The sequence below is a fragment of the Hyalangium ruber genome (genome assembly GCF_034259325.1).
Classification (GTDB): domain Bacteria; phylum Myxococcota; class Myxococcia; order Myxococcales; family Myxococcaceae; genus Hyalangium_A; species Hyalangium_A rubrum.
In genome coordinates this window covers 128,736-140,833 of record NZ_JAXIVS010000010.1, presented here as the reverse complement: position 1 = coordinate 140,833, position 12,098 = coordinate 128,736, and the positions used below count along the sequence as shown (strand labels likewise).

General features: G+C 69.3%; 10 protein-coding genes. 6 read left to right on the top strand and 4 right to left on the bottom strand.

What is annotated here, in order from left to right; all coding sequences use genetic code 11:
- The first annotated feature begins 149 nt into the window (after nucleotides 1–149).
- The gene (locus SYV04_RS27185) at nucleotides 150–1,631 is read left to right on the top strand and encodes an aminotransferase-like domain-containing protein (RefSeq protein ID WP_422723978.1); all 1,482 of its coding nucleotides are present in this window, start codon (nucleotides 150–152) and stop codon (nucleotides 1,629–1,631) included.
- On the opposite strand, the gene SYV04_RS27180 is transcribed toward SYV04_RS27185, so the two are convergent.
- A complete protein-coding gene (locus tag SYV04_RS27180) occupies nucleotides 1,624–3,303 on the bottom strand; it encodes a metallophosphoesterase (RefSeq protein WP_321549045.1) in 1,680 nt (559 codons plus the stop codon). The two genes, SYV04_RS27185 and SYV04_RS27180, sit on opposite strands and share 8 nt — an antisense overlap.
- A gap of 47 nt (nucleotides 3,304–3,350) precedes the next feature.
- On the bottom strand, nucleotides 3,351–3,839 hold the full coding sequence (locus tag SYV04_RS27175; RefSeq protein WP_321548829.1) for a cupin domain-containing protein: 489 nt from the start codon (nucleotides 3,837–3,839) through the stop codon (nucleotides 3,351–3,353).
- A 25-nt stretch (nucleotides 3,840–3,864) separates the two neighbouring features.
- Here SYV04_RS27175 and SYV04_RS27170 point away from each other — a divergent pair, with 25 nt between their 5' ends.
- A complete protein-coding gene (locus tag SYV04_RS27170) occupies nucleotides 3,865–4,308 on the top strand; it encodes an acyl-CoA thioesterase (RefSeq protein ID WP_321548828.1) in 444 nt (147 codons plus the stop codon).
- 125 nt (nucleotides 4,309–4,433) lie between these two features.
- Complete coding sequence (locus SYV04_RS27165) at nucleotides 4,434–5,903, top strand: hypothetical protein (RefSeq protein WP_321548827.1); 1,470 nt, start codon at nucleotides 4,434–4,436, stop codon at nucleotides 5,901–5,903.
- 15 nt (nucleotides 5,904–5,918) lie between these two features.
- On the opposite strand, the gene SYV04_RS27160 is transcribed toward SYV04_RS27165, so the two are convergent.
- Nucleotides 5,919–6,977 carry a hypothetical protein gene (locus SYV04_RS27160; RefSeq protein ID WP_321548826.1) on the bottom strand — a complete coding sequence of 353 codons (1,059 nt, stop codon included), beginning with the start codon at nucleotides 6,975–6,977 and terminating at the stop codon, nucleotides 5,919–5,921.
- Between the two features lie 16 nt (nucleotides 6,978–6,993).
- Here SYV04_RS27160 and SYV04_RS27155 point away from each other — a divergent pair, with 16 nt between their 5' ends.
- The 3 genes from SYV04_RS27155 (at nucleotide 6,994) to SYV04_RS27145 (ending at nucleotide 10,864) form a co-directional block, all read left to right on the top strand.
- Complete coding sequence (locus tag SYV04_RS27155; RefSeq protein ID WP_321548825.1) at nucleotides 6,994–7,368, top strand: Mpo1-like protein; 375 nt, start codon at nucleotides 6,994–6,996, stop codon at nucleotides 7,366–7,368.
- Between the two features lie 87 nt (nucleotides 7,369–7,455).
- Nucleotides 7,456–9,810 carry a choice-of-anchor A family protein gene (locus tag SYV04_RS27150; protein ID WP_321548824.1) on the top strand — a complete coding sequence of 785 codons (2,355 nt, stop codon included), beginning with the start codon at nucleotides 7,456–7,458 and terminating at the stop codon, nucleotides 9,808–9,810.
- Between the two features lie 193 nt (nucleotides 9,811–10,003).
- On the top strand, nucleotides 10,004–10,864 hold the full coding sequence (locus SYV04_RS27145) for a metallophosphoesterase family protein (protein ID WP_321548823.1): 861 nt from the start codon (nucleotides 10,004–10,006) through the stop codon (nucleotides 10,862–10,864).
- A 15-nt stretch (nucleotides 10,865–10,879) separates the two neighbouring features.
- On the opposite strand, the gene SYV04_RS27140 is transcribed toward SYV04_RS27145, so the two are convergent.
- On the bottom strand, nucleotides 10,880–12,019 hold the full coding sequence (locus tag SYV04_RS27140; protein WP_321548822.1) for an oxygenase MpaB family protein: 1,140 nt from the start codon (nucleotides 12,017–12,019) through the stop codon (nucleotides 10,880–10,882).
- Nucleotides 12,020–12,098: the final 79 nt, after the last annotated feature.

Genomic DNA, 12,098 nt, shown 5'->3' with positions numbered 1-12,098 from the left:
TCCGGATTGCTCCAAGATGCGCCTCACGGGAGAAGGAGAACAGATTCAGTCCGGGACGATTGTGACCAGTACAGTTGAGGTAGGATGAACTGTACCGGTTCAGAAGGCGCCCCACTGTACCTGGGCAGTGCGAGGGGTGGGCGTTATCCATGAAGGCTGGAGCGCGGCTCGGGAACGGAACGGAGCGGCACATGATGAGCGCGGCGCAGAAGTCGAAGCTGTACGAGCAGGTGGCCGAGCGCATCTGCGACGCCATCACCGCGGGGACGCTCCGAGCCGGAGATCGCCTGCCCTCCGTGCGGCAGCTCAGCACGCAGGAGCGGGTGAGCATCTCCACCGTGCTCCAGGCGTACGTGCATCTGGAGTCACTGGGCCTCGTCGAGACGCGGCCGCAGTCCGGCCACTACGTGCGCCGCCGTGAGCGCCCTCGGCCCGCCGAGCCGCAGGTCTCCCGTCCCGCCACCACCGCCAACCCCGTGAGCGTCTCCGCCCTGGTGGCGCGCGTGTACCGGGCCGCGAGTGACCGGCGCGTGGTGCAGCTGGGAGCCTCCGTCCCGGCGCCCGAGCTGCTGCCTACCCAACGCCTCGGTCGCGAACTGGCGCTGTTGTCGCGCGAGGCGAGCGATCTCGCGGTGGAGTACGACATGCCGCCCGGCTGCCTGGAGCTGCGGCGGCAGATCGCCCGCCGTTCACTGGAGTGGGGATGCGCGCTCGGCCCGGATGACTTCATCACCACGTGCGGCGCCTCCGAGGCCGTCTACCTGAGCCTGCGCGCCGTGGCGAAGACCGGGGACACCATCGCCATCGAGTCTCCCGCCTACTACGGCACCCTCCAGGCCATCGAGTCGCTCGGGCTGCGCGCACTGGAGATTCCCAGCCACCCCCGGCACGGCATGGAGCTGGAGGCGCTGGAGGCCGCGCTCGACAAGCGGCGCGTGGCCGCGGTGCTGTCCGTGCCCAGCTTCAGCAACCCGCTGGGAAGCTGCATGCCCGAGGAGCACCGCCGTCGCCTGGTGGCCCTGCTGACCGAGCGTGACATTCCGCTCATCGAGGACGACATCTACGGAGACCTGTACTTCGGCCCGGAGCGCCCGCGCACGTGCAAGGCGTTCGACAAAGAGGGGCTGGTGCTGCTGTGCGGTTCCTTCTCGAAGACGCTGGCGCCAGGCTACCGCGTGGGCTGGGTGGCGCCCGGCCGCTACCGCGAGCGGGTGGAGTTGCTCAAGTTCGCGCAGACAGTGGCCACGCCCACGCTGCCCCAGCTCGCCATCGCCCGCTTCCTCCAGAGCGGAGGCTATGACCGGCACCTGCGGACCCTGCGGCGCCACCTGTCCGCGCAGCTGGAGCGCACCACCGAGGCCATCGCCGAGCACTTCCCCGAGGGCACGTGCGTGACGCGGCCGACGGGCAGCTCCCTGCTGTGGGTGGAGCTGCCCACCACGGTGGATGCCCTGAAGCTCCACGAGCGAGCGCTGGAGGCGGGCATCAGCATCGCCCCAGGGCCCATCTTCTCGGCGCAGCCGCAGCGCTACTCGCACTTCATCCGCATGAGCTGCAGCCAGCCCTGGTCGCCGCGCATCGAGGCCGCGGTGGCCACGCTGGGAAGCCTGGCCCGCAACCTCCTCACTTGATGCGGATCGGCGGCTCGATGAGCACGGGCGCCGTGGCCTTCGGATCATCCGACTCGTACGCGGGGGCGTAGGGCCCGGCGTGAGTCGGCTTCCACTTGCGCGGCACGCGCTCCACGCCCACGGGGTAGATGGTGAGCGCTCCGTCCGGCCCGATGCGCAGCCGCAGGAAGTTCTTCCAGTCCGGCACCGCCAGGGAGCCGAACGCCTCGTTCGAGTGGGCGCGGAAGCCGTTGACGCTCACCCAGAGATAGGTGCCCAGCACGAAGGGCCCCACGAGGAATCCACCCAGGAAGGTGAGCACCGAGGACAGCAGGAACTTGCCCGCCAGGTGCGGCCAGCCTCCCACGCAGCGCATGCCATCGGGCATCAGCTCCGGACAGAGGCCCAGCACGCTGACGGTGAAGTAGGTGGCCGCCCACGCGCAGAAGAACGCCGTGACGATGTGGGCCAACCCGTGAAGCGAGCCCATCCACCAGCGCAGCCGCCCGAATGCCACGTCCGCGAAGGCGCCGAGGCTGGCGATGGTGCCCATTCCCACCACCAGCGTCCACGGTCGACTCACCATGGAGTGGCCCACCGCCGACAGCACCTCGGGGAAGCGCGAGAGGCCCAGGTGCCCCACCTCCGCGTACGCCGCCAGCGCCAGCAGCAGGTACAGCCCGCCGGTGATCAACCCGAGCAGCGGACTGTATCGGATGAGCATCAGGTTCTTGCGCGCCAGCTTCCGGGAGGTCTTCTCGTCCGGGAAGCTCGTCTGCACGGTGTAGTCATCGAGCAGCGTCTTCGCCGCGGGCGCGTGGGTGGGGTGCAGGAAGGCGCCCCCGCCACCGGCGGTGATCTTCTGACGCCCCTCGGGGTTCGCGTGTCGCCGGTAGTGGTGGAGGTCTCCCGCGATGAAGACGCTGATGCGCTTGCCCAGCACCTTCTCCTGCAGGTACTCGAGGTTGTTCTCCAGGTAGCCCCGGCGCTTCTTGGTGGCCACCGCGTGGATCCACGAGGGCTCCGCGTTGCAGAGGATGACGCGGTCCTCGGGCCCCATCAGCGCGGACACCTGCCGGAAGTACTCCACCTGCGGCACGTCGATGTCGCTGTTGAGCTGCACGTCCGTGCCGATGAGCCACCAGTCGCGCGGCAGCTTGAGGGCGAAGTAGCTGCGCGTCTGTCGCGTGCGCCGGCCCGCCACCCAGCGCTGCGCGCAGAACAGGCGCAGGAAGGAGGCCAGCCCGTCGTACCAGTCATGGTTGCCTGGGATGACGAACAGGTCCGGGCTCGGTGGGTGCGAGCGCCGCATCGCCGACTCATAGGGCTGGATCAGCCGCTCCTCGTACACCTCGCGGCTCGCGCCCGGGTACACACAGTCGCCTCCGGAGACGAGCACGCGTCCACGGGGGAGGACCTCTGGCGCCCCGCCCTGGGTTCCCACCTGGAGCGTCGGTAGTGCCAGCAGCCGGGCGATGCAGTAGGTCGGATCCCACCCGTCGCCCGTGTCCGCCACGTAGTCCAGCCAGAAGTGGCCCTGCTCGTCCTCGATCTGCGAGTAGTCGAAGTAGGGCTCCTGCGGACGCACCATCGCCTCGACGAGCCGCTGGTCGGCCCGAGCGCCGAACACGGCCGCGACAATCGCATCCAGGCTGGTGCGCATGAACTGCGCGGGGTGGAGCCAGCGCACCATGCCCAGGCGACGCTGGGGCTTCGTCGCGGTACCGCTCTCCGGAGTCGTCACTTCCCGTCCTTCTTGTCCTTCGTGTCCACGCGCGGGCCCTGGGTGAAGCGCTGCTCGGGGCCCGGGCCGGCGTACACCTGCACCGCGCGCATGGGCCCCTCGGACACCACCCGCGCCGAGTGCTTGGCCCCCGCCGGGATGTACACCGCGTCTCCCCGCTCCACCTTCAGCTTCTGCCCGTCCACCGCCATCTCCGCCGCGCCGTCCTCGATATAGAGGATCTCCGCGCTCGCCTCGTGCGTGTGCTCGGGCACGGCGGCGCCGGGGCCCAGCTCCAGCAGTGTCACGGACGCCGCGCTGGCCCCCGTGGAGGCGTTGAGCAGCAGCGTGGCCGAGCCCTTGCCCTCGGCGATGAGGTGACGAGGCGCCTCGCGCGTGGAGACCCGGTAGCGGACCGCCGCCACGGGTTCACGCGCCCAGCTCAGCGCGGCGATGCCAAACACCGCGGCACCCAACACAGGCAGAACCAATCGGTGACGTGTCATGTCCATGCCTTTAGCATGGTGCCCCATGTCGGACACCCTCAAGGACTTCCCCATCACCCTGCGCTTCCCCGTCCATTGGAGCGAGATGGACGCCTACGGGCACGTCAACAACGCGCGCTACTTCGTCTGGTTCGAGTCCGCCCGCATCACCTACTTCACCCGCATCGGCCTGGTGAACATGGGGCACTCAGGCGTTGGCCCCATCCTCGCCGCCACGAACGCCGACTACCTGCAGCCCGTCGTCTTCCCGGCCAACCTCATCGCGGGTGCGCGCGTGTCGCGCATGGGCCGCACCAGTATCACCATGGAGTACGCCATCGCCGACGCCGACAAGGGCACCCTCTACACTCGGGGCGGTGGTGTCATCGTCACCATCCGCTACCCCTCGTACGAGAAGATCTCCATCCCGCTGGAGATCCGCGCCGCCGTCGAGACGCTCGAGGGTCGCTCGTTCGACCCGGCCTCCTGACAGGGCTGTCAGGGTGCGGTCTAACATGCTGCTCACGGGGCATGGGATGTCGCGAGGTTACGCCGTCGACTCGTTGGCGTAACGCTTGCTCCAGCCGCCACGCCCCGTTTCACCAAGGAGAGCGCATGAAGACGAAGTTCTGGCTGATCGGTACCACGCTGGTCGCCCTGGGCGGTGTCGGCTGCAGCGACGCCCCGAGCGCGAAAGAGGTCTCCGAGGCCACGGCGACCCGGAGTGGCGAGATGGTCCGCGCGGTGAGCGCCAGCGCGCGGGTGATGGCGGAGATGTCCTCCTTCGAGAGCCTGGGCGCCGCCGCCTCCATCTTCCAGGGCAGCTTTGCCCAGGTGCCCCTCACCGGCAGCCCGAGCACCTGCGCCGAGCCGGACGGCGACTGTTCCAACGAGCTGCCCACCAGCCCCGTGCCGACCGACCCGGCGGCGGTGGACGCCCAGGCGGCGCTGCTGGAGAAGTACCTGCGCGAGCGCATCTTCACCGAGGCGAACGTCGAGGAGACGCAGGGCGACTCCACCATCTTCCTGCTCAAGGGCGATGACGTATGCACCACTGGCGCGGCCCCCGTGGATCCCGATTGCGCGCTGGCCGTGGACAAGCTGGAGCTGCGCCTGCGCGCCACCTCCACGGATGACGACGGCATCGACCTGGGCCTGCTGCTCGGGCCCGACCGCGCCGAGCCGATGGTGCTGAGCTTCGGCAAGAAGACGGTGGCGGTGGTGGTGGACCTGGGCGGCGCCAAGGACGCGGTGAAGTTCCTCGACCCGTCGGCCGCGCAGGGGCTTCCGAAGGTCATGGCGGGCCGCGTGGAGCTGCGGCTGACGGAGAACGGCGAGCAGGACGTCACCTTCAGCACCGGCATCCTCGACGCCATCCAGCTCGAGGTGGAGGCGGATGGCGCCACGCACGCCTTCTCCTCGGCGAAGGCCAACCCGCTGTCCGAGCTGCGCATGAACGCCAAGGACAAGACGGTGGGCTTCGCGCTGAACCTGGGCAGCACCGAGTACCGGGCCCCGTACGGCGGCACCTCGTCGCTGGCCCGCCAGCAGATGGTGTACTCGCTGTCCGGCATGTCCTTCGAGTTCCAGGCTCAGGAGGGCAAGGAGGACTTCGTCATCGGCCACGTGGGCCTGGGCGATGCGCAGAGCTACGTGAGCCTCAACGGCACCAAGCTCTTCACCGCGGACCTGAACCCGCTGTCCAACCGGCACTTCGACCTGAACCTCTCCAAGGGCGCCGACGGCCTGCCGCTGGTGCGCGTGCTGCCGGAGTTCGACCTGGCCGCGAAGTTCTTCCTCTCGCCGCTGCGGGCGGATCCGACGGAGGAGGTGCCCTCCTTCTATGAGGACCAGAGCTACCGCGTGCGGCTGAGCGGCGGCAACGCGCCGAGCTTCCGCCCCGTGGAGGCCAACACCACGACGGGCTTCCCCGGCGGCCTGCAGGTGGTGTCGGGTGAGCTGAAGCTCGAGAGCGGCGGCTCCGCTGTCACCGTGCCCGCCGGCAAGTGCCTGGTGGGCCGGGACACCGCGGCCGAGGGCAGCCACCCGCTGATCGGCTACTTCGAGACGCGCGACTGCCAGTAAGACGCGGGTGAAGCCTCAGCGCTCCCCGCGGCGTGCGTCCGCGGGGGCGTTGGGGTGACGCTGCAGCAGCAGCCGGAGTTGCGGCTGCCGCCGGACCGCCTCCTGCTTGAGCAGGTGGGCAATGAGGGCCGGCGGCGCCGCGCTCCACCGGGCGATGTTCTGGATGAGCATGGGCGAGCGGTAGGTGCGCCCGCACAGGAGCGCCGCCGTCTTGCCGTCCACCGCCAGTCCCGTGAGCGAGGCGAGCGTGCGGCCCTCGGTGTTGAGGATGAGCTCCACCTTCTCCTCGGAGGGGCCGGTGTTGAAGCGCTGGCGCAGCAGCTCGCGCGCCGTGCGCCGCGTGCCCTCGGGGATGTCGCGGTCCACCGTCGTCTTGTGCAGCTCCATCAGCCGCCGGTTGCTCCACAGGCGCCGGAACAGGCCCGAGGGCAGCTGCGGGTTGCGCACCAACCAGCGGCGCACCCCACCGTCCGCCGCGAAGGCCGCGCGCGCGCAGACCGCCTCCAGGCCCACGGGGTTGCGGTGGTGCCGGACGATGAGCCGCGCGTGCGCCAGCCCCGTGCGCGGGTTCTCCATCACCGCTTTGATGACGCCCGGCACCGGGTCGAAGCAAAAGGCGGACAGCTCGGGCTCGTCCGCGCCGTGGGCCCGCGCCTTGCGCTCATCCTCGGTGAGGGGGTGCAGCCGCGTCTCGAAGAGCTTGCGGTAGTTGCCCTGCGCCTCGGCGCTCTCGTCCTCGGAGGGCTCTGGCTCCGAGGGCTCCTCGGACGATTCGGGCGCCTCGGAATCGGAAGACAGCTCCTCGGGGAGCGCGTCCAACGTCGGGAGCTCCGGGGGAGGCGCGGCCACGGGCGGTGGGGCACTGGGCTCCGTGGGAGCTGGCTGCAGTGCTCCCTGGGCGAGGAGGCGGGCGAGGATGGCCTGGAGCCGCTCGGGCGGAAGCCCTGTGAGTGCGGGCAGTTGGCTGGCGGAGGTGTGCCCATCCAGGCGGGAGAGGACGAAGCCCTCCTCCGCGCTGAGGGACAGGCGCTTGAAGTCCACCGTGAGGTTGGGCTTGGGCTTCCAGTCGGCCATGCGTCATAACTATTCCATGACCGAGCGAATCCGCACCTACGCTGAGTTCTGGCCGTTCTACCTGCGTGAACACGCGAACCCCGCCACGCGGTGGATGCACTTCGTGGGCACCTCCGCGGGCGTGGGCCTGGGCATCGCCGCCGCCGTGCTGGGCAAGGCCTCGCTGGTGCCCGCGGCCCTCGTCGCCTCCTACGGCATGGCCTGGGTGAGCCACTTCGGCATCGAGAAGAACCGGCCGGCCAGCTTCAAGTACCCGCTCTGGTCCTTCATCTCCGACTTCCGCATGTTGGGCCTCATGGCCACGGGCCAGCTTGGCCCCCACCTGGAGCGCGCCAACGCCCAGGCGCCGCAGGTCCTGACCCCTGCTTTCTCGAAATCCGAGACCAAGTAGGTACTAAAGGGTACCCCTCGTCCCCATTGCTTCGGGGATTCAGTCGTGGCTGAATAGTTAAACCACGCTGTAAGAGGGGGCTGCTGAATGCATCAAACGACTCGGAAGAACGCCGCAGGCTTGTTGGCGCTGGTAGTGGCCTGTCTGGGGCTGGGGCTTGGGGGTTGCGGAGAGACGCAGGCGGGGGAGCAGGCGCTCTCCAGCACGCGCGCCGCGGTGGAGATCACCTCCGGTCCCATCTTCCTCACGGGCCATGATCCGGACTTCCACGCTCAGGACGATGCGGGCGCGCGGCGCCTGCTGAGCAAGGCGGTCACCTACGTGCGCCACGGCAGCACCCTGCCGATGCTCTGGGTGGAGTCGCGCATCGCCGTGCCCTCGGGCCACCGCGTGGGCAAGAACGGGTTGATCGCCATCGGCCTGAACGAGGGCAGTGGCTTCATCCACGCGAACGGGGCGCAGCTCGCCGCCCAGTCGCCCTCGTGGTGGCAGACGCTGTCGCAGCGCTACAGCGCCATCGGCGTGGCCTCGGACTTCGGCGGCACGCTGACGCAGGCGGAGCTCGATGTGCTCAACGCCCACAAGGCGGACATCGCCACCTTCGTCAACGGCGGTGGCGGCCTGCTGGCGCTCGCCGAGGGCGGTGGCGGCGCGGGGCTCACGCAGCGCAACTGGTTCAAGTTCCTGCCCATCGAGGTGGTCTCCACGGGCAACGCTTCGCCGCCGTACACGGTGTCGGCCTACGGGCAGAGCGAGTTCGGGCTGCTCGACAGCGACGTGAACTCTCCCTCGCACAGCCACTTCACCAGTGACTTCGGGCTCAACGTCGTGACGCGCAGCGCGCCCACCGGGCAGATCATGACGCTGGCGGGCAAGGTGCGCATCACCGACGGCGGCTTCCTGGTGGCCAACGCGGGCCCGGACCAGACGCTGGATGCCACGGCGTGGGCGACGCCCGTCACGCTGAATGGCTCGGGCTCCAGCACGGACGATGCGGGCGCGCCGCTGCAGTACCGCTGGCAGGAGGGCACGCTGGTGCTGGCCGACACGGCCTCTCCGACGACGACGGTCATGCTGTCGCCTGGGGTCCACACCATCACCCTGGTGGTGACCAACAGCCGCGGTGAGACGGCGTCCGATACGGTCGTCATCACCATCCGCAACACGCAGCCGCCCTCCATCACCTGCCCCGAGAGCATCGTGAAGCCCACGGAGCCGGGCCTGTGCAGCGCCCAGGCCTCGTTCCCGGCGCCGGTGGCCCAGGCTCCCGTGGGTGGAGCCACGGTCTCGTGCGACCACACCTCGGGCAGCAGCTTCCCGGCGGGTGTCACGCCGGTCATCTGCACGGTGACCGACCGCCTGGGCAACACCGCCAGCTGCACCTTCACCATCACGGTGCGCGACGAGGAGGCGCCGACGATCATCCCGCCCGCGCCCACCGTCTCCGAGGTGAACGGGACGTGCCGCTCGACGCTGCCGAGCGTGATCGCCGCCTCGCATGTCGTGGACAACTGCGCGTCCGGCGAGGACCTCACCCTCACGCAGACGCCGCCCGCGGGCACCTCGGTGGGCGCTGGCACGCACATCATCACCCTGGTCGCGACGGATGAGGCGGGCAACAGCGCCACGGCGACCACGCGGCACACGGTGGTGGACCTGACGCCGCCGGGCCGTCCCTGCGGGGCCTGCTTCGGGGTGCGCCTGAGCGACTACAACCTGTTCGTGCTGAACGACTACACCCAGGGCACCGACGTGCAGGGCAAGGTGGCCGCCGGTGGCAACATCCGCATGAACAACTTCTCGGTGGGCGTGGGCCTGGCGGACGGCAACACGGCCAACGCGCTGGTGGCCGGTGGCAACCTGACGCTCAGCAACGGCGCCGTCTGGGGTGACGCGTGGCACGGCGGCAGCCTCTCGGCCAACAGCGTGACGATGTCGCGGGGCACCATCAGCCAGGGCTCGCCGATCGACTTCGTCTACCAGGGCGCGCGGCTGCGCGTGCTGTCCTCGCGGCTGGCGAACCTGCCGGTCAACGGCACCACGGTGCGCGAGTCCTGGGGTGGGGTGATGCTGCGCGGCACGGATCCGAACGTGAACGTGTTCCAGGTGCCGGCGAGCGCCTTCACCGGCGCGGTGCTGCTGTCCATCGACGCGCCGGGCGGCTCGCTGGCGGTGATCAACATCTCGGGCTCCACGGCCACGTTCTCGGGGCTGGGCCACTCGTTCGCGGGCGGCATCGACCAGCGCGGGGTGCTGTTCAACTTCGTGGACACGGCGGCCATCAACGCCAACGGCATCGGCTTCTGGGGCACGCTGCTGGCGCCCTACGCCGACGTGCGCTTCAGCAACGGCAGCTTCGATGGTGGCCTCTACGCCCGGTCGATGACGGGCTACGCCGAGGGCCACATCAACCCGCTGAACGACCGCGACATCTGCCAGTAGCGGCGGGCGGCCTCCGCGCCGCTGTCTGAGAAGAACTCCGCGCCCGTCTGACCTTCTGGTTGGACGGGCGCGGGCGTTTCGTGGGTGCTGATCCGTAGACTAGAGTCCCTGCGCGCGGCGCCTCCATCCCGGGGGCGTGCATCACCCAGTTCGACCTCACGCACCCAATGTCTCAGTAAGACGGAGCAGGCGAATGCCGCGCATCGCGATCCTCAGCGACATCCACGGCAACCTCGCCGCGCTGGAGGCCGTGCTTCGGGATGTCGAGACCCAGAAGCCCGATCGCATCGTCTGTCTGGGCGATACGGTCGGGTACGGCCCCTTTCCTCGGGAGTGTTTCGCGCGCGTCCACGAGGTCGCGGGGCTGATCCTCGCGGGCAACCACGAGCTGGAGACGGCGGTGCCCGGGGACGAGGGCATGGAGGAGGATGCGCGGGAGATGGCGCTCTGGTCCGCGCGCGCGCTGGAGGGGCTCGAGCCGTGGGAGCGGATGCGATCGGCCCTTGTCGATGGCCAGGCCGAGGCGCTGGCGCTGCGCATCGAGGGGAAGATCACCTGGGTCCACGGCGCTCCCGAGGAGCCGACCCTGAGGTATGTCTGGCCGGGGCACCGCAACCACTTCCTGATGCTCAACTCCCAGCTCGATCAGTTCCTCGTGGAGTTGCTCGGGCGGTTCGCTACGCCGCACGGCTTCTGTGGTCACACCCATGTCCCCGCGGTGCTCACAACGTACGAGAACCGCGAGCTGTTCGGCATCTCCCAGGACTGGAACCGCACCTATACCTTCGTGGGGCCCAACACGATCTTCTACGTGCCGTTGGGCACGACGATGATTGGAGGGCTGTGGAGCAAGAAGGTGGTGATCAACCCAGGGAGCGTGGGGCAGCCCCGGGATCGAGACCCGCGCGCCTCCTGGGCGCTCTATGACGGAGATCTCGTGACCTTCCGTCGTGTCGCCTACGACGTTTCGGCGACGCAGGCCGCCATCCGCGCATTGCCCGTGGCCGATTCCACGCGGAGCTACTTCGCCGACCGGCTCGAGCGAGGGGAGTAGCCGTATCCACTCGACTTATGCCCGCTCCCAGCCCTGCACACCCCAGGACTCCCGAAGCGCGGAGGGAATGCGGAAGGGCAGCCGCTCTGGCCCACGGTTGATCCACACGAGCCCGTCCAGCATCCGCCGCCCCACCAGGCTCACCAGCTTCGCGACCACGGGGGGCTTCATGTCGACCTTCTTGTCCACCACCCATCCCAGCATCCGCAGCGGCCCCACGGTGATGCGCTCCCAGTCCGAGGGAGGAACGCCGAGGAGGTCCGCCGTGGTATCGCCCACCAGGTAGCGTGTGAGCGTGGCGGGCATGCCGTCGAAGGCGTTGCCCGGCAGCATGTGCTGCATCATCTCCAGCAGGGCGCGTGTCATCGCCTGGCCCTCGGCGGAGGCGCGGTAGTGCCGGATCTGGATGGTGGCCATCAGGCGCTCACCCTCCTCGGCACTTGTCGGCATCAACCGCTCATCGAGCCCCATGACGAAGCCCACCACTCGCCACGCGTGGTAGTAGGCCTGGGACTCGACCGGCGTGAAGTCGCAGCCCATGCGCTTCAGCGACTGGAGGATGAGGCTGGAGAAGGTGAGCAGCGTGCCTGCCATGTCTTCCTGATTGATCGGCTGCCCCCACTCGGCGTTCCACTGACCGCTCCGTCGGATGAGGTGACGGACGGCGGCGTGCATCAGGCGCACCTTCTGCGCCGAGCGCAGCCCCAGCCCTCCGGATTCCAGACCGCCCGGCGCCATCACGTCGATGATCATCTGGGACGTCTCGAGGATGCGGCGGTACGGGTCCGTCTCCAGCCGGGCGGTGAGGTGCAGCACCTGCACGCCCTTGGCGGCCGCGTAGCAGGAGGGCAGGGACGAGCAGAGCAGGGAGAGGACGATCTGCGGACCATACCGGCCGAACAGCTCCTCACCCTTGCGCAGGAGCCCCAGGTCCACCCAGGGAGGCAGGCGTCCACTCTGCTCGAAGTAACCCCGCAGGCCCGCGGGGAGCTGCTCGGGCAGCACCTGTTCGTTGGCCACCAACTGCTTCATGAGGGTATTGGCGGCGGGCACCTGCCCGTTCTGGAAGAGGCCGCTCACGGCCTCGTCCGCCAGTGGGTCACACTGCTGCCGCGGCCGCTCCAGCAAGTCGTCCGACCAAAGCTGTTCCGCCATGAATCCCCCCAAGGGCGTGTGGCCTGAATCATAGCCCGACGCGTCGGGGACTCACAGGCACTGCCAGGGTGAGCCCAGG